This is a genomic window from Nonomuraea sp. 3-1Str (genome assembly GCF_031570565.1).
GTDB lineage: Bacteria > Actinomycetota > Actinomycetes > Streptosporangiales > Streptosporangiaceae > Nonomuraea.
In genome coordinates, this window is sequence record NZ_JALHBK010000005.1 from 68,277 (window position 1) to 92,421 (window position 24,145).

Annotated in this window: 23 protein-coding genes; 17 read left to right on the plus strand and 6 right to left on the minus strand. The window is 70.6% G+C overall.

Annotated features, from left to right (window positions below):
* Positions 1–76 precede the first annotated feature (76 nt).
* The 10 genes from MTP10_RS10845 (at position 77) to MTP10_RS10890 (ending at position 10,390) form a co-directional block, all read left to right on the plus strand.
* Complete coding sequence (locus MTP10_RS10845; RefSeq protein WP_310709219.1) at positions 77–1,273, plus strand: multidrug effflux MFS transporter; 1,197 nt, start codon at positions 77–79, stop codon at positions 1,271–1,273.
* Between the two features lie 82 nt (positions 1,274–1,355).
* The gene (locus MTP10_RS10850; protein ID WP_310708943.1) at positions 1,356–2,066 is read left to right on the plus strand and encodes a metalloregulator ArsR/SmtB family transcription factor; all 711 of its coding nucleotides are present in this window, start codon (positions 1,356–1,358) and stop codon (positions 2,064–2,066) included.
* On the plus strand, positions 2,063–3,475 hold the full coding sequence (gene sufB / locus MTP10_RS10855; RefSeq protein ID WP_310708944.1) for a Fe-S cluster assembly protein SufB: 1,413 nt from the start codon (positions 2,063–2,065) through the stop codon (positions 3,473–3,475). Before MTP10_RS10850 ends, sufB begins: the two co-directional genes overlap by 4 nt.
* Positions 3,475–4,599, plus strand: coding sequence for a Fe-S cluster assembly protein SufD (gene sufD / locus MTP10_RS10860; protein ID WP_310708945.1), 1,125 nt, complete (start codon positions 3,475–3,477; stop codon positions 4,597–4,599). The genes sufB and sufD overlap by 1 nt, the downstream gene beginning before the upstream one ends.
* On the plus strand, positions 4,596–4,913 hold the full coding sequence (locus tag MTP10_RS10865; protein ID WP_310708946.1) for a non-heme iron oxygenase ferredoxin subunit: 318 nt from the start codon (positions 4,596–4,598) through the stop codon (positions 4,911–4,913). Before sufD ends, MTP10_RS10865 begins: the two co-directional genes overlap by 4 nt.
* Positions 4,914–4,916: 3 nt before the next feature.
* The gene (gene sufC, locus MTP10_RS10870; protein ID WP_310708947.1) at positions 4,917–5,663 is read left to right on the plus strand and encodes a Fe-S cluster assembly ATPase SufC; all 747 of its coding nucleotides are present in this window, start codon (positions 4,917–4,919) and stop codon (positions 5,661–5,663) included.
* Complete coding sequence (locus MTP10_RS10875) at positions 5,660–6,955, plus strand: cysteine desulfurase (protein ID WP_310708948.1); 1,296 nt, start codon at positions 5,660–5,662, stop codon at positions 6,953–6,955. The genes sufC and MTP10_RS10875 overlap by 4 nt, the downstream gene beginning before the upstream one ends.
* 2 nt (positions 6,956–6,957) lie before the next feature.
* A complete protein-coding gene (gene sufU / locus MTP10_RS10880) occupies positions 6,958–7,398 on the plus strand; it encodes a Fe-S cluster assembly sulfur transfer protein SufU (RefSeq protein WP_310708949.1) in 441 nt (146 codons plus the stop codon).
* A complete protein-coding gene (locus MTP10_RS10885; protein ID WP_310708950.1) occupies positions 7,395–7,754 on the plus strand; it encodes a metal-sulfur cluster assembly factor in 360 nt (119 codons plus the stop codon). Before sufU ends, MTP10_RS10885 begins: the two co-directional genes overlap by 4 nt.
* A 404-nt stretch (positions 7,755–8,158) precedes the next feature.
* Positions 8,159–10,390, plus strand: a complete 2,232-nt coding sequence (locus tag MTP10_RS10890) for a DEAD/DEAH box helicase (RefSeq protein WP_310708951.1) — start codon at positions 8,159–8,161, stop codon at positions 10,388–10,390.
* Here the strand turns inward: MTP10_RS10890 and MTP10_RS10895 are convergent.
* The 6 genes from MTP10_RS10895 to MTP10_RS10920 all read right to left on the minus strand — a co-directional run bounded on the left by MTP10_RS10895 (position 10,380) and on the right by MTP10_RS10920 (position 17,440).
* On the minus strand, positions 10,380–11,333 hold the full coding sequence (locus tag MTP10_RS10895; protein WP_310708952.1) for a carbohydrate ABC transporter permease: 954 nt from the start codon (positions 11,331–11,333) through the stop codon (positions 10,380–10,382). The two genes, MTP10_RS10890 and MTP10_RS10895, sit on opposite strands and share 11 nt — an antisense overlap.
* The gene (locus tag MTP10_RS10900; RefSeq protein ID WP_310708953.1) at positions 11,333–12,259 is read right to left on the minus strand and encodes a sugar ABC transporter permease; all 927 of its coding nucleotides are present in this window, start codon (positions 12,257–12,259) and stop codon (positions 11,333–11,335) included. The genes MTP10_RS10895 and MTP10_RS10900 overlap by 1 nt, the downstream gene beginning before the upstream one ends.
* A gap of 54 nt (positions 12,260–12,313) precedes the next feature.
* Positions 12,314–13,537: an extracellular solute-binding protein gene (locus MTP10_RS10905; protein WP_310708954.1), complete on the minus strand. Its 1,224-nt coding sequence runs from the start codon at positions 13,535–13,537 to the stop codon at positions 12,314–12,316.
* A gap of 269 nt (positions 13,538–13,806) precedes the next feature.
* Positions 13,807–14,832, minus strand: a complete 1,026-nt coding sequence (locus MTP10_RS10910) for a LacI family DNA-binding transcriptional regulator (protein WP_310709220.1) — start codon at positions 14,830–14,832, stop codon at positions 13,807–13,809.
* 128 nt (positions 14,833–14,960) lie between these two features.
* Complete coding sequence (locus MTP10_RS10915) at positions 14,961–16,193, minus strand: MFS transporter (protein ID WP_310708955.1); 1,233 nt, start codon at positions 16,191–16,193, stop codon at positions 14,961–14,963.
* 122 nt (positions 16,194–16,315) lie between these two features.
* Positions 16,316–17,440, minus strand: coding sequence for a cytochrome P450 (locus MTP10_RS10920; protein WP_310708956.1), 1,125 nt, complete (start codon positions 17,438–17,440; stop codon positions 16,316–16,318).
* A 258-nt stretch (positions 17,441–17,698) separates the two neighbouring features.
* Here MTP10_RS10920 and MTP10_RS10925 point away from each other — a divergent pair, with 258 nt between their 5' ends.
* From MTP10_RS10925 to MTP10_RS10955, 7 genes are all read left to right on the plus strand, one after another.
* Positions 17,699–17,962 (plus strand): phosphoribosyl-ATP diphosphatase, encoded by a 264-nt coding sequence (locus tag MTP10_RS10925; protein WP_214636287.1) that lies wholly within the window; start codon positions 17,699–17,701, stop codon positions 17,960–17,962.
* Between the two features lie 66 nt (positions 17,963–18,028).
* Entirely contained in the window at positions 18,029–18,874 is an 846-nt protein-coding gene (gene hisG, locus MTP10_RS10930) for an ATP phosphoribosyltransferase (protein ID WP_310708957.1), read from the plus strand.
* Positions 18,875–19,119: 245 nt separating this feature from the next.
* Positions 19,120–19,851 (plus strand): acVLRF1 family peptidyl-tRNA hydrolase, encoded by a 732-nt coding sequence (locus MTP10_RS10935; RefSeq protein ID WP_310708958.1) that lies wholly within the window; start codon positions 19,120–19,122, stop codon positions 19,849–19,851.
* Positions 19,852–20,124: 273 nt separating this feature from the next.
* Complete coding sequence (locus tag MTP10_RS10940; RefSeq protein WP_310708959.1) at positions 20,125–21,141, plus strand: LacI family DNA-binding transcriptional regulator; 1,017 nt, start codon at positions 20,125–20,127, stop codon at positions 21,139–21,141.
* A gap of 13 nt (positions 21,142–21,154) precedes the next feature.
* Positions 21,155–21,811 carry a DUF1961 family protein gene (locus MTP10_RS10945; protein ID WP_310708960.1) on the plus strand — a complete coding sequence of 219 codons (657 nt, stop codon included), beginning with the start codon at positions 21,155–21,157 and terminating at the stop codon, positions 21,809–21,811.
* A 126-nt stretch (positions 21,812–21,937) separates the two neighbouring features.
* A complete protein-coding gene (locus MTP10_RS10950) occupies positions 21,938–22,567 on the plus strand; it encodes a DUF624 domain-containing protein (protein ID WP_310708961.1) in 630 nt (209 codons plus the stop codon).
* Positions 22,564–24,123 (plus strand): extracellular solute-binding protein, encoded by a 1,560-nt coding sequence (locus tag MTP10_RS10955; RefSeq protein ID WP_310708962.1) that lies wholly within the window; start codon positions 22,564–22,566, stop codon positions 24,121–24,123. Before MTP10_RS10950 ends, MTP10_RS10955 begins: the two co-directional genes overlap by 4 nt.
* The last annotated feature ends 22 nt before the right edge of the window (positions 24,124–24,145 follow it).

The following is a 24,145-nucleotide window of genomic DNA, read 5'->3' on the forward strand; positions in this document are numbered from 1 at the left end:
CGTATCCGGGTCACCGACGGCATCCGAACCGGCGGGGATCGAGGGGGACGACCGTCAGGCGAAGCGGGGCACCGCCCTGCTCCTGTTCGTGCTCGGCGCGCTGTCGGCCATCGGCCCGCTGTCCATCGACATGTACCTGCCCGCGCTGCCCGCCATCACCGGCGAGCTGCTCAGCACGCCCGCCCAGGTCCAGCTCACGCTGACGGCCTGCCTCATCGGCGTCTCCGCCGGCCAGGTGGTCGCCGGGCCCGTGAGCGACGTGCGCGGGCGCAGGATGCCGCTGCTGGTCGGGGTCGCCGGGTTCGCGCTGTCCTCGCTGCTGTGCGCGTTCGCCCCGTCCGTGCCCGTGCTCATCGGGCTGCGGCTGCTGCAGGGCGTGCTCGGCGGCGCGGCCCTGGTGATCGTCCGCGCCGTGGTGCGCGACCTGTACGACGGCCCCGCGATCGCCCGCATCTTCGCCACGCTCATGCTCGTCAGCGGCCTCGCGCCGATCCTCGCGCCCGTGGCCGGCGCCCAGCTGCTGGAGTTCACCTCGTGGCGGGGCGTGTTCGTCGCGCTCAGCGTCGCCGGGGTGGTGCTGCTGCTGGCCGTCGTCTTCGGGGTGCGCGAGACCCTGCCGGCGGGAAGCCGGGAGAGCGGCGGCCTGCGGCACACCCTGCGCACCTTCGGCCGGCTGCTGCGCGACCGCCCGTTCATGGGCTCCGCCCTGACGGCCGGGCTGGGGTTCGCCGCGATGTTCGCCTACATCTCCGGATCGCCGTTCGTGATCCAGGAGGTGTACCACGCCACGCCCTCGCAGTACTCCCTCATCTTCGGGCTCAACGCGCTCGGCCTGACCGTCATGGCGCAGGTCGGCGGGCGGCTCGCGGGCCGGGTGGCGCCGGCGCGGCTGGTCTTCACCGGCCTGGCCGTCGCCGTCGCGGGCGCCGCGCTGCTGCTGGCGGCCGCGGCCACCGGGCTCGGGCTGGCCGGGATCGTGGCGGGGTTGTTCGTCATCATGTGCGGGCAGGGCCTCGTCCTGCCGGGCACCGGCGCGCTCGCCCTGGCCGGGCAGCCGCCGCAGGTCGCGGGCAGCGCCTCCGCCCTGCTCGGGGTGCTGCAGTTCGCGCTCGGCGCGCTGGCGGCCCCGCTGGTGGGTCTCGTGGGGTCCGGCTCGGCGACGCCGATGGCCGCCGTCATGCTGGTGCTGCTCGTCCTCGCGGCCCTCGTCTTCACCGTTCTGCGGGGACGGTCCCGGGGATCCCTCCAGGCCGCCGAGCAGGGGATTAGGTAAGCCTTACCTGAGTGAGAAATTGCATTGACCCATTCCACGGATCCATTTGTGGGGCGGGAAGGAATTACGGCACACTGATGTTGTGAAAAACGTGTCCACCACGATCGAGCCAGGCAGTGAGCGCAGCACCCGTGCGCGCGTGGCCCGGCTCATCCTGGAGCACGGTCCCATCGCGGCCGCCGCGCTGGGCGAACGGCTGGGGCTGACCCCGGCCGCCGTCCGCCGCCATCTCGACGCGCTGCTGTCCGACGGGATGATAGAGCCTCGCACGGTACGGCCACGCGGCCAGCGCGGGCGAGGGCGACCGGCCAAGCTGTTCGCCATCACCGACGCGGGGCGCAGTGCCTTCGAGCACGCCTATGACGACCTGGCCGGGAGCGCCCTGCGCTTCCTGGCCGAGCGCATGGGGGACGAAGCGGTGACCGACTTCGCCCGCACACAGGTCTCCGGCCTGCTGCGGCGGCTGGAGCCGGTCATGAGCTCGGTGCCCCCGGAGCGGCGCGTCGAGGTGCTGGCGCAGGCGCTCTCCGCGGAGGGCTACGCCGCCTCCTCCACCAAGGCCAAGTCGGGCGGTGACCAGCTCTGCCAGCACCACTGCCCCGTGGCGCACGTGGCGGCGGAGTTCCCGCAGCTCTGCGAGGCCGAGACGGAGGCGTTCGCGCGACTCCTCGGCACCCCCGTGCAGCGCCTGGCCACGATCGCCCATGGCGACGGGGTCTGCACCACGCACGTCAGCCCGCAATCGCTGGGTGATCCCGTACATAGAGACAAGAGCAAGGAGACCGGAAGGTGACTGTCACCGACCGCCCGGAGCTGGAAGGCCTCGGAAATTACAAGTTCGGCTGGGCCGACCCGGATGCCGCCGGGGCGGCGGCCAAGCGCGGCCTGTCCGAGGAAGTCGTGCGCAACATCTCCGGGCTCAAGAACGAGCCGGAGTGGATGCTCGACCTTCGCCTGAAGGGCCTCCGCCTGTTCGACAAGAAGCCGCTGCCCACCTGGGGTTCCGACCTCACCGGCATCGACTTCGACAACATCAAGTACTTCGTCCGCTCGACGGAGAAGCAGGCCGCCTCCTGGGACGAGCTGCCCGCGGACATCAAGAACACCTACGACAAGCTGGGCATCCCCGAGGCGGAGAAGCAGCGCCTCATCGCCGGCGTCGCCGCCCAGTACGAGTCCGAGGTCGTCTACCACAAGATCCGTGAGGACCTCGAGGAGAAGGGTGTCATCTTCGTCGACACCGACACGGGCCTGAAGGAGCACGAGGAGCTCTTCAAGGAGTACTTCGGCTCGGTCATCCCGGTCGGCGACAACAAGTTCGCCGCTCTCAACACCTCCGTGTGGTCCGGTGGCTCGTTCATCTACGTGCCGCCGAACGTCGAGGTCGAGATCCCGCTCCAGGCGTACTTCCGGATCAACACCGAGAACATGGGCCAGTTCGAGCGGACCCTGATCATCGTGGACGAGAACTCCTACGTCCACTACGTCGAGGGCTGCACCGCGCCGATCTACTCGTCCGACTCGCTGCACTCCGCGGTCGTCGAGATCATCGTGAAGAAGAACGCCCGCTGCCGTTACACGACCATCCAGAACTGGTCGAACAACGTCTACAACCTGGTGACCAAGCGCGCCGTCGCCTACGAGGGCGCCACCATGGAGTGGATCGACGGCAACATCGGCTCCAAGGTCACGATGAAGTACCCGGCCGTCTACCTCATGGGCGAGCACGCCAAGGGCGAGACCCTGAGCGTCGCGTTCGCCGGCGAGGGCCAGCACCAGGACGCCGGCTCCAAGATGGTGCACCTGGCGCCCCACACCAGCTCCAGCGTCATCTCCAAGTCGGTGGCGCGCGGCGGCGGCCGCACCTCCTACCGCGGTCTCGTGCAGATCGAGGAGGGCGCCCACGGCAGCGCCAGCACCGTCAAGTGCGACGCGCTGCTCGTCGACCAGATCAGCCGCTCCGACACCTACCCCTACGTCGACGTCCGCGAGGACGACGTGTCGATGGGGCACGAGGCCACGGTCTCCAAGGTCAGCGAGGACCAGCTGTTCTACCTCATGAGCCGCGGGCTCGGCGAGGACGAGGCGATGGCGATGATCGTGCGCGGCTTCGTCGAGCCGATCGCGCGTGAGCTGCCGATGGAGTACGCGCTCGAGCTCAACCGGCTGATCGAGCTGCAGATGGAAGGAGCCGTCGGCTGATGGGCCTGAACGAGAAGCCCCTGTCGACCCTGCACGAGAAGGCGTCGTACGACCTGGGCGACTTCGACGTGCCCACCGGGCGCGAGGAAGCCTGGCGCTTCACCCCGCTGTCGCGCCTCAAGGGCCTGCACAACGGCAAGGCCGAGGCCACCGGACAGGTGGTCGTCCAGGCCTACACCCCGGCCGGCGTGAGCGCCGAGTGGGTCGGCCGCGACGACCCGCGCATCGGCCAGGCGTACGTGCCGGCCGACCGGGTCAGCGCCCAGGCCTACAACGCCTTCGAGAAGGCCCTGGTCATCACGGTGCCGAAGGAGGCCACCCCGCAGGAGCCGATCCGCGTCGAGGTGCGCGGCGGCGGCACCGACGGCGCCTCCTACGGCCACACCGTGGTCAAGGTGGAGCCGCTGGCCGAGGCCGTGGTCGTCATCGAGCACCAGGGCGGCGCGGTCTACGCCGACAACATCGAGTTCGTCGTCGGCGACGGCGCCTCGCTCAAGGTCGTCAGCCTCCAGGACTGGGACGGCGACGCGGTCCACGTGTCGCACCACCACGCCCAGCTGGCCAAGGACGCCACCTTCCGCAGCTTCGCGGTGACCCTCGGCGGCGACCTCGTCCGGCTGTCGCCCAGCGTGTCCTACACCGGCCCGGGCGGCGACGCCGACCTGTCCGGCGTGTACTTCGCCGACGCGGGCCAGCACCTGGAGCACCGCCTCCTGGTCGACCACTCGCAGCCCAACTGCAAGAGCAACGTCGACTACCGCGGCGCCCTGCAGGGCGAGAACGCCCACGCCGTCTGGATCGGCGACGTGATCATCAGGGTCGAGGCCGAGGGCACCGACACCTACGAGCTCAACCGCAACCTCATCCTCACCGACGGCGCCCGCGCCGACTCGGTGCCCAACCTGGAGATCCTCACCGGCGAGGTCGCCGGCGCGGGTCACGCCTCGACGTCGGGCCGCCTCGACGACGAGCACATCTTCTACCTGCAGGCCCGCGGCATCCCCTTCGACGAGGCGCGCCGCCTCGTCATCCGGGGCTTCCTCGGCCAGCTCATCGAGCGCATCCAGATCGACGAGATCCGCGAGCGCGTGATGAGCGCGGTGGAGGCGGAGCTGGCCCGATGAGTTTCGAGAAGGTGTGCAGCGTCACCGACATCCCCGACGGCGGGGTGATCGGCGTCGAGGTGGACGACACCCCGGTCGCGCTCGTCCGCAAGGGCGAGGAGGTCTTCGCCCTGCACGACATCTGCTCCCACGCCGAGGTCAAGCTCAGCGAGGGAGAGGTCTACGACGGCACGCTGGAGTGCTGGCTGCACGGCTCGTGCTTCGACGTCCGGACCGGCAAGCCCACCGGCCCCCCCGCCACCAGGCCCGTGAACACCTACACAGTCAAGATCGACGGCGACGACGTCCTCGTCTCGCTCTCGAAGGAGTCATAAACAATGTCCACCCTTGAGATCCGTGACCTCCAGGTCGCCGTCGACGACAAGGCGATCCTGCGCGGCGTCAACCTCACCGTGAGCTCCGGCGAGACCCACGCCATCATGGGCCCCAACGGCTCCGGCAAGTCCACCCTGGCCTACGCCATCGCCGGCCACCCCAAGTACACGATCACCGGCGGTCAGGTGCTGCTCGACGGCGTCGACCTGCTGGAGCTCTCGGTCGACGAGCGCGCCCGCGCCGGCCTGTTCCTCGCCATGCAGTACCCCGTCGAGGTCCCCGGCGTCTCGGTGTCCAACTTCCTGCGCTCGGCCGTCACCGCGGTGCGCGGCGAGGCGCCCAAGCTGCGCGAGTTCGCCAAGGACCTCAAGGGCGGCATGGACGCCCTGTCCATCGACGCGGCCTTCGCCCAGCGCAACCTCAACGAGGGCTTCTCCGGCGGTGAGAAGAAGCGCCACGAGATCCTCCAGCTCGAGCTGCTCAAGCCCAAGATCGCGGTGCTCGACGAGACCGACTCCGGCCTCGACGTCGACGCGCTGCGCGTGGTGTCGGAGGGCATCAACCGCTTCCGCGCCTCCGGCGAGACGGGCGTGCTGCTCATCACCCACTACACCCGCATCCTGCGCTACGTGAAGCCGGACTTCGTCCACGTCTTCGCGGCCGGCCGGATCGTCGAGGAGGGTGGACCGGAGCTGGCCGACAAGCTCGAGTCCGAGGGCTACGAGCAGTACACGAAGGCGACTGCATGACTTATCCCACCAGCTTCGACGTGGAGAGGATCAGGAAGGACTTCCCGGTTCTCTCCCGCGAGCTGCCCGGCGGGCGCCCGCTCGTCTACCTCGACTCGGGCAACTCATCGCAGAAGCCCACACCGGTCGTCGAGACGGTGCGCGAGCACCTGGCGATGCACTACAGCAACGTCGGGCGCGCCATGCACGTGCTCGGCGCCGAGTCGACCGAGGCGTACGAGGGCGCGCGCGACAAGGTGGCCGCGTTCGTCGGCGCGCCCTCACGCGACGAGGTGATCTTCACCAAGAACGCGTCCGAGGCGCTCAACCTGGTCGCTCACGCCTTCGGGCCCCACCTGTGGGCCCCGGGCGGCGAGGGCGCCGGCCAGGACGCCGACCCGCGCTTCGCGCTCGGCCCCGGTGACGAGATCGTCATCTCCGAGATGGAGCACCACTCCAACATCGTGCCGTGGCAGATGCTCGTCCAGCGCACCGGCGCGACGCTCAAGTGGTTCGGCGTCACCGACGAGGGCCGCCTCGACCTGTCGAACCTCGGCGAGCTGGTCACCGAGCGGACGAAGATCGTGTCGATCGCCCACCAGTCCAACGTGCTCGGCACCGTCAACCCGGTCGCCGACGTGCTGCGGCGCGCCCGCGAGGTGGGCGCCCTGGTGATGCTCGACGCCTCCCAGTCCGTGCCCCACCACCCCGTGAACGTCGCCGAGCTGGGCGTCGACTTCGTGGCCTTCACCGGTCACAAGATGCTCGGCCCCTCCGGCATCGGCGTGCTGTGGGGACGCGGCGAACTGCTCGACGCCATGCCCCCGTTCATGGGCGGCGGCGAGATGATCGAGGCGGTCTGGATGGACCACTCGACGTACGCGCCGATCCCGCACAAGTTCGAGGCGGGCACCCCGCCGATCGTCGAGGCCATCGGCCTCGGCGCGGCCGTCGACTACCTCCAGGCCGTCGGCCTGGACGCCATCGAGGCGCACGAGCGCACGCTGACGGCGTACGCGCTGGACGCGCTGCGCGAGGTGCCCACGCTGCGGCTCATCGGGCCCGACTCGCTGGACCGGCGGGGCGCCACCCTGTCCTTCACGCTGGAGGGCATCCACCCGCACGACGTGGGGCAGATCCTCGACGACAGCTTCGGCGTCGCCGTGCGCGTCGGCCACCACTGCGCCCGCCCCCTGCACCTCAGGTTCGGAATACCGGCGACCACGCGGGCGTCGTTCTACCTGTACAACACCACGGGCGAGATCGACGCCCTGGTGCGCGGCCTCCACCACGTCCAGAAAGTGTTCGCATAGCCATGATCGGCGAGTCGATGTACCAGGAGCTGATCCTGGAGCACTACAAGCACCCGCAGGGGCGGGGGCTGCGTGACCCGTACGACGCCGAGGTCCACCACGTGAACCCGACGTGCGGCGACGAGATCACGCTCCGGGTGAAGCTCGGCGACGCCGGCCGGATCGAGGACGTCTCCTACGACGGCCAGGGCTGCTCCATCAGCCAGGCAGCCGCGTCGGTCCTGCACGAGCTGACCGCCGGCTCCACGGTGGAGGAGACCCTGTCGGTCGTCGACGAGTTCACCCGGCTCATGCAGGGCAGGGGCCAGGTGGAGGCCGACGAGGACGTCCTCGGCGACGCTGTGGCGTTCTCCGGGGTCGCGAAGTTCCCGGCCAGGGTCAAGTGCGCGCTGCTGTCGTGGATGGCCTACAAGGACGCTGTAGTGAGGAGTGCCAGCAGATGAGCAAGCCGGTGGAGACGCCCACCACGTTCGACGGTGAGGCCACCGTCGAGGAGGTCATGGAGGCGCTCAAGGACGTCGTCGACCCCGAGCTCGGCATCAACGTCGTCGACCTGGGCCTGATCTACGGCCTCAACCTCGACCCCGCCGAGGACGGCCGCCCCGTGGCCACCATCGACATGACGCTCACCAGTGCCGCCTGCCCGCTCACCGACGTGATCGAGGATCAGGCGCACTCCGCGCTCGATGGTATGGTCTCCGATGTGAAGATCAACTGGGTGTGGCTCCCGCCGTGGGGCCCCGACAAGATCACTGACGAGGGCCGTGAGCAGCTGCGTATGCTAGGCTTCAACGTCTGATCTCCTGACCTTCAGCATCAGTCAGCAGTATCAGCTTTCAGCACCACGTTCTGAGCAGTTCCAGCAGTACGTTCTGAGCAGTACGGCCGGCACCCCGGTGCCGGCCGCGTCCGTGCCACGGTCCGAGAGTCGGACCGGCCGGGGAATACCCGAGGTCTTCCCCGCGTTGGCACCACGTGCACCTAACGCACCATCGCGTGCGTTCGCCGCCTGCGGCCGGCAAGCGGGTGCGCGTAGACGGCCCTGATGCGTGCCGGTGAGATCACCGGCCGGGCCTGTCCCCACCCCAGCGGGTGCCGATCACCCGCGCCTGGCAATGAGTGCGGCACGGCGCCGCACGTCCTGGCTCGTCCTTTCGCAGAAGTGACGCGCCACTTCGACTGAAAGGCACGACGTTCGTGACCATGCTTGACGCTGTCCTGCCCGAGCTCGCCCCCGAGCAGGGCCTGCCCGAGCTCGCCCCCGAGCAGGGCCTGGCCAAGCTCGCCTCCGAGCAGGGCATCTCCGAGTTCGAGCTGCTGGGTCTTCCCAAGCCGCTCGTGACCGGCCTGGCCCGCCAGGGCATCGACAGCCCCTTCCCCATCCAGACCGCGACCATCCCCGACGTCCTCACCGGCGCCGACGTCCTCGGCCGCGGCCAGACCGGCTCCGGCAAGACGCTCGCCTTCGGCCTGCCCACCATGGCCCGCCTGGCCGGCGTCCGGCCCGCGCCGGGCCGTCCCCGCGCGATGATCCTCGTCCCCACCCGCGAGCTGGCCCTCCAGGTCCACGACGCGCTGGAGCCGCTCGGCCGTGGCCTCGGCCTGCGGATGAAGGTCATCGTCGGCGGCATGTCCATGGGCAAGCAGATCGAGGCGCTGCGGCGCGGCGTCGACATCGTCATCGCCACGCCCGGCCGGCTCGGCGACCTCATCCGCCAGGGCGAGTGCTCGCTGTCCGACATCGAGGTGAGCGTCCTCGACGAGGCCGACCACATGTGTGACCTCGGCTTCTTCCCCGTCGTCACCGAGCTGCTCGCGCAGACCCCGGCCGGCGGGCAGCGGCTGCTGTTCTCCGCCACGCTCGACGGCGACGTCGACAAGCTCGTGCGGCGCTTCCTCAAGGACCCGATCACGCACTCCGTGGCTCCCGCGACCTCCCCGGTCGACACCATGGAGCACCACGTGATGCAGGTCACGCGTGACGACAAGTTCGACATCACGGCCGAGATCGCCAACCGCGAGGGCCGCACGATCATCTTCGTCCGCACCCAGCACGGCGTGGACCGGCTGTGCAAGCAGCTGGCCCGGGTCGGCGTCAAGTCGGGCGGCCTGCACGGCGGCAAGCGCCAGAACCAGCGCACCCGCATCCTGGCCGAGTTCCGCGAGGGCTCCGTCAACGTGCTCGTCTGCACCGACGTCGCGGCCCGCGGCATCCACGTCGACAACATCAGCCTCGTGCTGCACGTCGACCCGCCGCAGGACCACAAGAGCTACCTCCACCGCGGCGGCCGCACGGCCCGCGCGGGCGAGAAGGGCACCGTCGTCACGCTGGTGCTGCCCAACGAGCGCCGCTCCACCGACCAGCTCACCCGCCGGGCCGGCATCCAGCCGTTCCGCCTCAAGGCCACCCCCGGGCACCCGCGGGTCGCCGAGGTGACGGGCGCCCGCATCCCGAGTGGCGAGTCCATCCCGGTGTGGGAGCCCGACGTCCGCAAGCCGCTGCGGCCGCGCCGCGAGCACGGCAACGGTGGCGGGCAGGGCGGCGACCGTCGTGGCGGCCGTCGCGGGCGCCGTGACTTCGGGCGCGACTTCGACGGCGACCGGCGGCCCCGCCGCCACGACGACGGCGCTCCGGCCTCCGGCGGCGAGCAGGGCTCCGGCCCGCGCTCGTTCGGCGATGACCGCCGCTCCGGCGAGCGCGGCTTCCGCCGCGACGACCGTGGTCCGAGGGACGGCGGTTACCGCTCCGACGACCGTGGTCCCAGGGACGGCGGTTACCGCTCCGACGACCGTGGTCCCAGGGACGGCGGTTACCGCTCCGACGACCGTGGTCCCAGGGACGGCGGTTACCGCTCCGACGACCGTGGTCCGAGGGATGGCGGCTTCCGCTCCGACGACCGTGGTCCGCGCGGCGGCGGCTACCGCGGCGACGACCGTGGTCCGCGCGACGGCGGCTACCGCTCCGACGACCGCCCCTTCCGCTCCGACGACCGCGGCCCCAGGGACGGCGGCTTCCGCTCCGACGACCGCGGTCCGCGCGGCGGCGGCTACCGGGCCGACGACCGCGCCCCCCGCACCGGTGACCGTGGCCGGCCGTTCTCGGCCGACCGTGAGCGCGGCGTCCGCTCCGAGGACCGTCCCCGTGACGGCCATCGCTCGGCGGGCTACCGTGGCGACGACCGCGGTCCGCGCTCGGGCGGCTTCCGCTCCGAGGGCCGTGGCAACAACTTCCGCTCGGGTGAGCGCCGCTACGGCCGCTGCCCCGCGCACCACCCTCGACGGCCCGCCGTACCACTCGAAGAGAGCGGTACGGCGGGCCTCGCCGTTTCCGGCGGTACGTCCCACTGGGACGGTCGCCGTGTCGTCGTCCGGTCGTCCCTCCAGCGGAGCGGTGCCCAGAGTGGTGCGGGTGCGCGGAGCGCGGTCAGCCCTTGAGGCCGCTGAGCGCGATGCCCCGGGTGAAGTACTTCTGGAAGACGAGGAAGAACACGATCGTCGGCACCGAGGCCAGCAGCCCGCCCGCCATGATGGCGCCCTGGTGGTCGGGCCCGGCGAAGTAGGAGTTGAGCCTGGCCAGCGCCACGGGCAGGTTGGCCATCTCGTCGCTCTGCACGATGATCAGGGGCCAGAGGAAGTTGTTCCACTCCGCCAGCACGATGAAGATCGACATGGCGGCCAGGGCCGGCCGCAGCAGCGGCAGCACGATCGTCCACCAGATCCGCCACTCCCCGGCGCCGTCCACCCGGGCCGCCTGGATCAGCTCGTTCGGCAGCGACTGGAGGAACTGCACGAGGAAGAACAGCACGAACGCCTTGGCCAGTGCCGGCACGATGTAGGCGGCGTAGCTGTCCAGCCAGCCCAGGTTCCGCATGATCACGTAGTTGGGGATCAGCGTGGTCTGCCACGGCACCATCATCGACGCGATGATCATCAAGAAGATCACCCGCCGCCCCTTGATGTCGTGCTTCGCGATCACGTACGCCGCCAGCGAGCAGACCAGCAGCGATCCCACCGTGATGGCACCGGTGATGAACAGGCTGTTGAACAGGAACCGCCAGAACCCGAAGTCCACCTGGAACCGCTGGAAGATGCCCTGCAGGTGGCCCGGGTTGATCTGCTGGGCCGACCACGCGGGGTCGTAGAAGTTGTGGAGCGTGGGCGACTCGGGCACGAACGACGGCGGTGTCCTGGCCAGCTCCGCCGGGGGCTTGAAGACGGTGATGACCAGCCAGTAGAACGGCGCGATCATCGTCAGCGACAGCAGGTAGAACGGCAGGCGCAGCAGGTGCCTGTTGACCCGGGTGCGCCGGTCGCCGGCCCGCGCCGGCTGCCGGGCGTGAGGGGCGGGGGCGATGGTGTCCAGCGGGGCGACGGCCATCACAGCTCCTTCATCGCGCGGCCCAGCCGCAGGTTGACGAGGCTCAGCACGAAGATGATCAGGAACAGCACCCAGGCGATCGCCGAGGCGTAGCCGAGCTTGAAGTGGGTGAAGCCCTGGTCGTACAGGTAGGGGACGATCATCAGGCCGGAGTCGAGCACGCCGCCGACGTTGTTGGTGCCGCGGAAGACGATGTACACGGCCTCGAACACCTGGAACGCCCCGATCAGCCCCGTGACCACCACGTACGTGGTGACCGGCCGCAGCAGCGGCAGCGTGATCCGGCGGAACTGCTGCCAGGCCGAGGCGCCGTCGATCCGGGCCGCCTCGTAGTACTCCTCCGGGATCGAGCCCAGCCCCGCCACGTACAGCACCATGCCGTACCCCATGCCGCCCCACACCGACATCAGCACGAGGACCGGGATGGTCAGCCCCGGCGTGGCCAGCCAGGCGACGGCCTTGCCGCCGAACCAGCCCACGATCGTGTTGGCCAGGCCCACGTCGCTGGGGAACAGCACCCACTTCCACAGGAGCATGAGCGCGATGGAGGAGGTGACCGAGGGCAGGAAGAACAGGGTGCGCATGATCCGGTGCGGCCAGCTCGTGCCGTTGAAGGCCAGCGCCAGGCCCAGCGAGAGCAGCGTGCCCAAGCCGACCGACGCCACCACGTACAGGGCCGTGTTGCCGAGCGCGTGGCGGAACCTGGCGTCCTCCGCGAGCTGGCGGAAGTTGTCCAGGCCGGTGAACACGGCCGGGTTGATCCCGTCGAACCGGGTGAAGCTCAGGAACAGCGAGTTGGCCAGCGGCCAGATGAGGAAGCCCGCGAACAGCGCGAGGAACGGCAGCAGCATCAGGTACGAGGTGCCGTAGCGGCGCAGCGCGCTGCGCAGGGGAGTGGTCACGGCGGAGGTCGCCATGTCGGCCATGTCAGGCTCCTGGATCGGTGGCCGGGACCGGCGCCCACCGGTCCCGGCGGGCGGCTATCCGGCGTTGCGTTCCATGACCTTCGCGGCCTCGGCCAGCGCGGTCTTGACGTCCGCCTTGCCGAGGATGGCCGACTGGAGCTGCTTGGCCACGTCCCCGGCGCTCTCGTCCCAGCCGGGGCAGCCCGGCGCGGCCTTGCCGGTCCTGATCGAGGCCTCGAACACCTGGGCCTGCTCCGGGGTGAACGTCGAGTCCGACACCACCTTGTCGGGGCGCGGCGGGATGAAAGGCAGATTCCGCCTCTTGGCCTCGTCCACCATCGTGGTGATCGCCGGGTCGGAGTAGAGGAACTTCACGAAGTCGGCGCCGATCTGGGCGTACTTGCTGAAAGACGTGACGCCGATCGCGCGCCCGCCGATGAACGTGGTGGGCCCGGCCGGACCCGCGGGCAGCGTGGTCATCGCCCACTTGCCCTTGAGCTTCGGCTTGTTGATGTCGATGCCCTTGGCGATCCAGTTGCCGGCGACCACCAGCGCGGTGCCGGTGTCGAGCGCGTCGGAGCCCTCCACCTGGGCCGTCGGCGCGCCGTGCTTGCGGTAGAGGTCCACCCAGTACGTCAGCGCCTGCTCGGCCTGCGGGGTGTTCAGCGACGGCTTGCAGTCGGGCGTGTAGAACGTGCCGCCCGCCTGGTAGAGGTAGTTGAAGTAGCCGATCCAGTCGAGGTTGCCCCAGTCCTGGCTGTACGGCTTCTTCACCCCGGCGGCCTTGAGCTTGTCGATGTCGGCGACCAGTTCCTCCCACGTCCTGGGCGGAGCGTCGATCTTGGCCTGTTCCAGCAGGTCCTTGCGGTAGAACAGGGCGAACGTCGACATGTCGAGCGGCACGCCGTACACCGAGCCGTCGGGGGAGACGGCCGACTCCCACTGGGCGGGCTGGGCCTGCGCCTTCAGCGCGTCCAGGCCGTGTTTGCGCAGGTCCACCATGGCGCCGCGGGCACCGAACTGGATCGTCCACGTCATGCCGCCGGACAGGACGTCCGGGCCGCTGCGGCTGGTGGCCGCCGCCAGCAGCTTGGCGTACGCGTCGTCCCACGACAGGGTCTGCACCTTGATCGTCACGTTGGGGTGCGACTGTTTGTACAGGTCGGCCGCCTTCTGGAAGATCGCGGTCTCGTCGTCCCCGCCCGTGGACCAGAAGGACAGGTTCGCGGGGGCGTTCTGATCGGCCTGCTTGGTCTCCGACTGGCCGCTGGTGGCGCACGCGGCGCTCAGGAGTGCCACCAGGACCGTGCTGCAGACTGCCGTTGTTCGTCGCATGGGGGCTGTCCGATCTGTCGGTCGGATGGGCGCCCGGTTCCCCTGGCGGAGGCATGCGGAATGTGCGGGGCATCCCGCGCCCGGCGCCCGAATTCACGGGTATGGGGATCTCACCACTTAAACGGGTAAGTTACAATAGGCGGCGATCGAGATTGCCGGAATGTTTCCAGCCCGCCGACCGTCGGCCGTGGTCCCGCCGCCGGGCAGCTGCGATGAAGCGGTTCAGGGGCGGTTCAGGGGGCGGTGCGGGGCGGCGGGGCGGTGCTCCCGCGCGGGCGCAGGCGCGCCGCCGGTTCCTCCACGCCGCAGATCTCCTGGCCGGCCGCCCTCCGCAGCAGGAGCCCGGCGGCCCGCGCGCCCGAGGCCGGGATGTCCCGCGTCAGCGCCGTGAGCGGCGGCCGCACCACCTGGCACAGCGGCGAGTCGTCCCAGGCCACGATCGACAGGTCGGCCGGCACCTCCAGCCGCATCTCCCGGGCCACCGACAGGCCCGCCAGTGCCGTGATGTCGTTGTCGTAGACGATCGCCGTGGGCCTGGCGCGCGAGCTGAGCAGCCGCCTGGTGGCCCGGGCGCCCGCCTCGCCGGTGTAGTCGGTGTGCGGGACGGCCGTCTCCTCCAGCCCCAGCGCCGCGAGCGACTCGGTGAACGCCGCGTCCCTGATCGCGGTGTGCGCCAGGGCGGACGGACCGGCCACCCTGGCGACGCGGCGGTGGCCGAGCGCCGCCAGGTGCTCGATCACCTCGCGCATCGCGGCCGCCTCGTCCGACCACACCGCGGGCAGCGAGCCCGCCGCGGACGGGTGGCCGATCACCACCGCCGGCATGCCCAGCCGCTCCATCACCGGCACCCGCGGGTCGTCCGCGTGCAGGTCCACGAGGATCACCCCGTCCACCCGCCCCTCGCCCCACCAGCGGCGATGTACGGCGATCTCGGCCTCGTGGCCGGCGACCACCTGGAGCATCAGCGCGCAGGAGCGGGCCGCCAGCTCGTCCTCGATGCCGCTGATCAGCTCCATGAAGAACGGCTCCACGCCGAGGAAGCGCGCCGGGCGGCACACGACGAGCCCGATCGCGCCCGAGCCGGCCCCGGTCAGCAGGCGCGCGGCGACGTTCGGCCGCCAGCCGATCTCCTGGGCGATCGCCTGGATGCGCGCCCTCGTCTCGTCCGACACGCCCGGCCGGCCGTTCAGCGCGTAGGACACCGCGCCCTTCGAGACACCGGCCCGCCTGGCGATGTCGGCGATCGTCGGCCTCTTCACGCGCACCTCCGGCATGAAAGTTTCACTGAACCGTATCAGCGGGATTGTCAGTGTTCACGCCACAGCCTGCGGTCACGTGCTTATCCGGTTCATCGACCCTGACCGCCCGGGCCTGATCTCGGGGGGTGTCACCCAGATCGTTCCGGCGCGACGTCCGGCGGCGGCGCCGTCCGGGCGGCGGCCCGGCCGGGGCGCAGCAGCGTGACCAGCGCCAGCCCCAGCGTCGCGCTCGCCGCCACCACGACCGGCGCCGGGACGAGCTGGGCCGCCGCGCCCGCCACGGCGAAGCCGACGCCCTGCCAGAACATCAGCCCCGACGTCTGGATGCTCAGCGCCCGCCCGAGCAACCTCTCCGGGGCCGCGTCCACCAGCAGCGCGTCCAGCCCCAGATGGTGCGCCAGGCCCATGCCGGACAGCACGAGCAGCGCGACGGCCGACGGCAGCCCCGGCCAGAGCCCGAAGCCGAGCTGCGGCGCGAACATCAGCAGGGCCAGCGGCACGATCAGCCGCAGCCGCCGCTCCGGCGAGGCGATCCACAGGCACAGGACCTCACCCAGCACCGTGCCCACGGGCAGCGCCGACATGAGCAGGCCCAGCCCCAGCGTGCCGAACCCCTTCAGCTCCGCGTACGGGGCCGCCAGCGCCTCCGGAGCCACCGCCAGCGCGGGTACGGCCCAGCCGAACACCAGGACCCGGCGCAGCCGTACGACCCGGAAGACCCGCCCCAGGCCGCCCACCGAGTCGCGGACGAGCGAGGCCGCGGGCCCGGCGGAGGCGGCCGGCCTGACCCTGACACCCGCGGCGAGCACCGCGGCCGAGACCAGGAACGCGGCCGTGTCGATCAGCAGCACGGTCCGCGGCGTCACCACGACCAGCAGCAGCCCGCCGAGCGCGAAGCCGCTCACCTGCGCGGCCTGCGCCACCAGCCGGAAGAGGCTGCGACCGGCTATGTAGACGTCGCCGTCGAGCACGCGGGGCAGCACCGCGGCCCGCGCCCCCGCGAAGACCGGCGCCACCAGGCCGATCGCGAACGCGGCGAGCAGCACCGCCACGACCGGCAGCCCGGGCAGCGCCATCACGGCGGCGAGCGCGGCCGTGGCCAGGTTGCACCCCACCAGCAGCCGGCGGACCGGCACCCGGTCGACCAGCGCGGACAGCAGCACCCCACCGAACAGGTAGGGGACGAACGCCACGGTGAACACCAGGGCCGAGAGCAACGGCGACCCGGTCTGGCGGTAGACCAGCACGGTGAGCGCGAACTGGGTCATGATCGTGCCCAGCATGGCCGCCACGTGCGACAGGAACAGGGCACGGAACTCGGGGACGGCCAGGGCATCGCGGTAGCGGCCGCGCGCCGTCACGGCCGGGCCGCCGGTCGAGACGGTTTGGGGGGCCGGCCGGTGGATCGGTCCATGGGGCCTCCTCGGAGGGTGGGACGCCGGCGCGGCCGGCCGCGCCGGTCATCGGGCGACCGGCCACGCGGCTACCGGTCAGTAGGCGTAGCGCATGCGGGATCACCTCCTCGGGAGAGCGTGACGGGCAGGGCTCGCACCCCGCGCAGGGTGCCGCTGTCCCACATGACCGGCTCGCCGTCGCGGCGTACGCCCGCGTAGCCGGCCAGCTCGGTGAACAGCACCCTGGCCTGCATCGACGCGACCCCTGCGCCCAGGCAGGCGTGCAGGCCGCGGCCGAAGCCGAGGTGCGGGTTGGGGTTGCGGCCCAGGCGCAGGGAGTCGGGCTCCCGGAAGACGGCGGGGTCGCGGTTGGCGGCGCCGATGATCAGCGTCACGCCGTCGCCGCCGCGCACCTTGTGGCCGCCCACCTCGGTGTCCGTCAGACAGCCGCGGGCGAGCACCTGCACCTGACTCGTGTAACGGACGACCTCTTGCACCGCGGATTCCGGATTTCCGGTGAATTTTGGAAGGACGCCCGGATTATCGGTGAAGGCGAGCAGCGCGAGCGACAGCAGCCGGGCGGACGATTCGAAACCGGCGTGAAATGTGGACCGCAGGGAATTCATTACCAAACGACGATCCGCGCCGAGCGCGTCGAGTTTTTGACTGACATATGCGAACATGCCGCCAGGACGGTGGTCGCTCATCCAGCGCTCGATCATCTCGTCCAGCTCCGCGCGCGCCGCGAGTCCGGCGGGTATCACCTCGGGTCGCAGCCCCGCGTCCATGGTGTCGATGACGGGCGGGGACACGCGCCGCAGCAGGGCGAGGTCCGGGGGGTCGACCCCGAGCAGGTCGCAGATCGTCCCGACCGTCAGCGGCAGGGCCACCTCGTCCACTAAGTCGGCCGTCCGCCCGTCCACCCCGGCCAGCAGCGCCGTGACCCGGGAGGCCGTGCGCCCGACCAGCGCGACGTGGTCGCACGCCCGGTAGGCGGCCGTGAGCAGCCGCCGCACGGGAGGGTGCTCGGGCGGGTCCACCGTCTGCAGCATGACCAGCTCGTCGGGGACGCCCTCGCCGAGCCGCCGCCAGTCGGAGGTGAAGCAGTCGAGCCGCTTGAGCACCGCCGTGCAGTCCTCGTGACGCGTCAGCACCCAGGTGCCGAGCTCCTCGTACCAGAAGAACGGGTCGTTCTCGCGCCATGCCGAGTACACCGGAGCGGGGTCGCGCAGTATTTCGGGGCGGAGCAGTGTACGGAGCGAAAGCGGAAAGAGGCTTTCCGTCGGCACAAAAGCCTCCATCGGCTGGTCGAAAATTCCCCTGTTCATTTGCCAAATGGACCATAGATGAATGACAGAATGGGGTCAAGATCAGTTCGCCGGCATCGTGTCTCGCGTTCCGGACACCGGACGTGCGACCCACGCGGGCCGACTAGGCTGGTCGTGCACGTCAGCCGACCGACGAGAGAGACCATGAAGACCTTCGAAGAGCTGTTCGCCGAGCTGTCCGAGAAGGCGCGCACCCGGCCCGCGGGGTCGGGCACCGTGGCCGCGCTCGACGCCGGCGTCCATGCCATCGGCAAGAAGGTCGTCGAGGAGGCCGCCGAGAGCTGGATGGCCGCCGAGCACGAGTCCAGCGACCGGGCCGCCGAGGAGATCTCCCAGCTTCTCTACCACGTGCAGGTGCTCATGCTCGCGAAGGGCATCGGGCTGGACGAGGTCTACAAGCATCTCTAGGGCGCCCGGCGCCCGCCTCGCCCGACCCACGCCCGCACCCGCGAGACACGAAGAGACGACACCGACATGATCCGACTGGCAGTACCCAACAAGGGCGCCCTCAGCGAAGCCGCCCAGGCCATGCTCAAGGAGGCCGGCTACCGGCCCCGCCGGGACAGCAAGGAGCTGTTCGTCCTCGACGAGGACAACGGCTGCGAGCTGTTCTTCCTGCGCCCGCGCGACATCGCCGTCTACGTCGGCGAGGGCACCCTCGACGCCGGCATCACCGGCCGCGACATGCTCGTCGACTCCGGCGCGCCGGTCGAGGAGATCATGCCGCTCGGCTTCGGCGACTCCACGTTCCGCCTGGCCGCCAGGCCCGGCACGCTCTCGTCGGTCAAGGACCTCGACGGCATGCGCGTGGCCACCTCCTACACCGGGCTGCTCGGCAAGTACCTGTCCGACGCGGGCGTCGACGCGCGCGTCATCAAGCTCGACGGCGCGGTCGAGACCGCCATCCGGCTCGGCGTGGCCGACGCGATCGCCGACGTCGTCGAGACCGGCACGACGCTGCGCAACGTCGGCCTGGAGGTGTTCGGCGAGCCGATCATGCGCTCGGAGGGCGTGCTGATCAAGCGGCAGAGCGCCCCGGAGTCGCCCGGCGTCCAGCAGCTCGTGCGCCGCTTCCAGGGCGTCGTGCACGCGCGCGACTTCGTCATGATGGACTACGACATCCGCGCCGAGCGCATCGAGGAGGCCATCGCGCTGACGCCCGGCATGGAGGGCCCGACGGTGTCGCCGCTGCACCGCGAGGGCTGGGTCGCGGTCCGCGCCATGGTCCGGCGCAAGGGCCACCAGCAGGTGATGGACCAGCTCTGGGACATCGGCGCCCGCGCGATCCTGGTCACCGACATCTACGCCTGCCGCCTCTGACCGGCCCTTCTCCTGTCCCCGGCGGCTTTCGGGTCACCGCCGGGGCCTCCCTCGCGTGCCGCACGCCGCCGGGCGGCCCGCGCCGCGCATGCCGTGGGGCTCGCGCGCGGTCGTTTCCGGCCGGACACCCCGCTCGGCCGACCGGTGCAGCGGGCGCGTCGGTCAGCCTTCCGGCATGAGCGCGCGACCGGCCAAGGGTGGCCTTCCGGCATGAGCGCGCGACCGGCCAAGGGTAGCCTTCCGGCATGAGCGCGCGACCGGCCAAGGGCGGCGGACGGTGGGTGTCCGTGCCCCCCGAGCGGGTCCACCCGTGGATCGACGGGTTCGCCGACCGGCACGGGCCGTTCGAGGCGACGGGTGACGACCGGGCGGTGCGGCTGGTGGCCGCCGACGGGGCGCTCGCCGAGCTGCACGCGCCCTTCCCGCCCATGCGCCCGGGGCCGCCGCACGTCACCCGGCTCGTCGCGCACGCCCGCGCGGAGCGGCGGATCGGTGTCGTGCTGGTACGGCTCGGCGGGTACGCGGCCGGGGTGTTCCAGGGCTCGGAGCTGGTGGCGTCCAAGGTGGGCTCCCGGCTGGTCCAGGGCCGCACGGCGGCGGGCGGCTGGTCCCAGCAGCGCTTCGCCCGACGGCGCCGCAACCAGGCGGACCAGGCGCTGGACAGGGCCGCCGACACGGCGCTGCGCGTGCTGACGCCGTACCTGCCGGAGCTGGAGGCCGTGGTGCTCGGGGGAGACCGGCGGGCCGTGGACGCCCTGCGCGCCGACCGCCGGCTCGCGCCGCTCCTGGCGCTGGAGGCGGAGCCGTTCCTGACGGTCCCGGACCCCAGGCTGGCGGTGCTGCGGGAGACGCCCGCCCAGTTCCGCGCAGTCCGCGTCCACGTGGTGGACCCGCCATCGCCCACGGGCACGGGACCCGCTGCGGGCGACCCGGCTTCCCGGCTGGACCGCGGGGGACCCGCGCCCGAAGGTTCGTGACTCAGGCCCGGTGACGCGGCTTCCCGGCTCGATCGCACGGGGCCCGCGCGCGGCCGTCCGCCGTCTTGGGAGGCGCGGGACCGGCTTCCTCGCTCCGAGTCCGTTCGGTGGGTGAGTTGCAGGGGCATTCGGCGGGGACACAATGAAACACGAAGTAGAATATTGTTCCGGTAAGCGGTTGCCAGAGAAACCGCAGGTTGAGTCGATTCAAAAGAATGTTCAAGGCCGCTATGATGAGCGACGTTCACCCCCGGCGCGGCCTCGTGAGGATCCATGGCGACAAGGAGCATCAAGGAGGTCGCGCGTCTGGCGCGCGTCTCGGTCGGCACCGTGAGCAACGTGCTCAACCGGCCGGAGATCGTCGCGCCGGCGACCCGGGCACGGGTGTTCGACGCCATCCGCGAGCTGGGCTTCGTGCGCAACGAGGTGGCCCGCCACCTGCGCGTCGGCCGCAGCCGCACGGTCGGCCTGGTCGTGCTGGACGTGGCCAACCCGTTCTTCGCCGACGTCGCCCAGGGCGCCGAGGCGCTGGCCGACGAGCACGACACGATGGTCGTGCTGTGCAACAGCGGGGCCGATCCGAGCCGCGAGCGGCGCCATCTCGACCAGCTCGAACAGCAGCGCGTCATGGGCATACTGATCACCCCGGTCGACGCGCAGCATCCCCGGCTGGCCGAGCTGGCCGCCCGGGGGACGCCCGTGGTGCTGGTCGACAGCGCCGCCACCGGCCTCCAGTGCTCGGTGGCCGTGGACGACCGGCTCGGCGGCCAGATCGCCGCCGCCCACCTCATCGAGCGGGGACATCGCCGCATCACGTTCGTCGGCGGGCCGCCGTCGATCAAACAGGTGGCCGACCGGCACGCGGGTGTGGCCGGGGCCGTCGCCGCGGCCGGGGGCGTGGAGCTGATCGACTCCTCGATGCCCATGCTCAGCGCCGCGGCCGGGCGCGCCGCCGGTGAGCGCGTCGCGGCCCTGCCCGCGGGCGAGCGGCCGACGGCCGCCTTCTGCGCCAACGACCTGCTCGCGCTCGGGTTCCTGCAGGCCATGGCCGCGTGCGGGCTGCGCGTGCCCGACGACATGGCGATCGTCGGCTACGACGACATCGACTTCGCCGCCGCCGCGGCGGTCCCCCTCTCGTCGGTGCGGCAGCCGCGCGAGCTGCTCGGCCGCACGGCCATCGAGCTCCTGCTGGAGGAGGTCGCCCACCCGGAGCGGCACCGGCACCGGCAGGTGATCTTCCAGCCGGACCTGGTCGTCCGGGAGTCCAGCGCACCGCGAAGGCGCAGCTAGAAGGAGCACCACCGTGACCGAGATCTACCGCAACCGGCTCGCGGGACCCGACGACCTGGCGGGGTTCCGGATGGAGGGGGCCGGGGCGGTCTCCTTCCCCATGGGCAGGATGCGGCTGGAGAGCCTGCGCCCGCCGGCCGACGGGCAGGCGGCCAACCTGGTGCTGTGGTGTCCCGAGGACTTCCCCGCGGACGTGCGGATCGAGTGGGACTTCTGGCCGGTCAGGGAGCCGGGCCTGGCCATCCTGTTCTTCCACGCGCGGGGCAGGGGCGGCGAGGACCTGTTCGACCCGGCGCTGGCCAGGCGTGACGGGCCGTACGAGCAGTATCACAGTGGCGACATCGACGCCTACCACGTGTCCTACTTTCGACGGATGTGGCCCTCGGAGCGAAAGTTGCATACCTGCAACCTGCGCAAGAGCCACGGGTTCCATCTGGTCGCGCAGGGGCCCGACCCGCTGCCCGCGGTGCTCGACGCCGAGGGGCCCTACGCCATGCGTCTCGACATCCGCGCAGGTGAGGTCACGTTCTCGGTCAACGATTTGGTCTCGTTCAGCTGGATGGACGAGGGCCTCGCAGGCGGTCCGGCCCTGGCCGGAGGCAAGGTCGGCTTCCGGCAGATGGCCCCATTGATTGGCGAATACGGAAATCTCCGGGTTTCGCGTCATTGACTCTGAGTCGATTCAACACTACGTTCGCCACCACCGAGACGTTCATCCGTCCGTAACGGGGCGGGAACCACGGTGCAACACCCCCATCGCCGTGTCCGTGCACACGCCACGAGAAAGTGCTGCCGGATGAGCCATACCACCACGTCAACCAGGGTCTACGCGGTCTGCTCGGAGCTCGTCTGGGCGGTCCTCCTGAACCTGCTGTGGATCGCCTTCACTCTCGCGGGTGGAGTCGTCCTGGGTCTGGGCCCCGCCACCGTCGCCGCCTACACGCTGGCTCGGAGGCACGCCCGTGGTGAATCGTTTCAGGCGATTCCGGAGTTCTGGTCCGTCTACCGGCGGGAGTTCGTCCGCGGCTCGCTGCTGGTGCTGCCGGTGGCGGTGCTGGCCGTCCTCATGGTCGGCAACTACCTGTACCTCTCCGCACTCGGGCCCAGCATGGGAACGCTGCGGATCGCGACCTTCGTGGCGCTCATCGCACTGGCCGGTGTGGGGGCGTACGTGGGACCGCTCTACGCGCACTTCGACCTGCCGCTCCGGGCGTACTGGCCCAAGGCGGTACAGCTAGCGCTCCTGCGCCCGGCCTCGTCCGTGCTGTTGCTGCTAGCCCTCTCAGCCATCGCCTACGCGACCTCGGCGGCGCCCATCCTCGCCCCGGTGATCAGCTTCGGCGCGTGGATCTACCTCAACACGTGGCTCTGCCTGCGCTTCTTCGAGGAGAACGAGGCGCGCCTGCATTCGAAAGGGAACACATGAGCGCACCCCGTCGCCGCCGGCTCATCGCCGGTGCGCTAACGCTCACGGCTGCACTCACCGCCTCGGCCTGCTCCGGCGGCGGTGACGCGCCGGCGGCAGACCCCAACACGATCACCGTGATGTCCAAGCTCTTCGGCACGGCGCCCGACCCGAAGGGCGAGATGCAGCAGGCGGTGGAGAAGCTCATCGGCAAGAAGCTCAAGGTCAACTGGGTTCCCAACGCCGAGTACACCGACAAGCTCAACGTCACGCTCGCCTCGGGCAACCTTCCGCAGGTCATGGTCGTGGACCCGAAGCTTCCGGGGTTCGTCAAGGCCGCCCAGGCAGGTGCGTTCTGGGATCTGACCGACAAGCTGGACAAGTATCCGAACCTGAAGCCCGCGGACCAGCGGACGGCGCTCAATGCCTCCGTCAACGGCAAGATCTACGGTCTCTACCGGATGCGGCCCCAGCTCCGCTCGGCGATGATCATCCGTAAGGACTGGCTGGACAAGCTCGGCCTGAAGCTGCCCGAGACGGTCGACGACCTGTACACCATCGCCAAGGCGTTCGCCGAGAAGGACCCCGACGGCAACGGCAAGAAGGACACCTACGGCCTCATCATCCCGAAGTGGCCGGGCAACTACGCCAGTGCCAGCCCCTACGACGTGCTGGAGACCTGGTTCGGCGCGCCGAACGGCTGGGGGGAGCGCAACGGCAAGCTCGTCCCCGGGTTCGACACCCCCGAGTTCCTCGAGGCGAACAAGTTTCTCAAGAAGATGGTCGGCGAGGGTCTGGTCAACCCCGACTTCGCCACGCTCGACTCGGCCAAGTGGAACGAGCCGTTCCACCAGGGCAAGGGCGGCATCATCATCGACGTGAACCTCCGCTCCCGGCAGGTGCTCGACCTGTTCAGGGAGGACGACCCCGAGCACTACGGCGACAAGGTCGCCATGGTCGGCAACCTCAAGCGGTCCGACGGCCAGAAGTTCTCCTACCCGTTCACCGGCTACAACGACACCCTGGCCATCTCGAAGCAGAGCGTGCGGACCGAGGCCGATCTCGACAACCTGCTGAAGTCCCTGGACAAGCTGGCCACGAAGGAGGGTCAGGTGCTGCTGCAGAACGGCATCGAGGGCCGCAACTTCAAGGTCGTGGGCAACACCGCCTCGCTGATCAACGAGACCGACCCCAAGGTCGAGATCGTCCAGAAGGACGTGGACAACGCCTTCACCCAGCTCAGCACCAAGGGCACCGCGGACATCGGCGGCATCGCCTACCAGCGCACGCCTCCCGGGAAGCCGTACCAGGACATGATCAACCTCCAGAACAAGCTGATGGTCGAGGACCTCAAGACCGCCGTGTTCAATCCCGCGTTGCCGGTGGTCTCGCCCACGGCCGTCGCCAGGGGCGCTCAGATCGACACGATCATCCCCGACGCCCGGATCAAGTACCTGTCCGGCGAGCTCACTGAGGAGCAGCTGAAGGGCGAGATCAAGCGCTGGTACGACAGCGGCGGCACGCAGGTCGCCGCCGAGATCAACGACCTGGTCTCCAAGCTCGGCACCACCAACTGACCCCGCCCTGAGGGACCCGGGG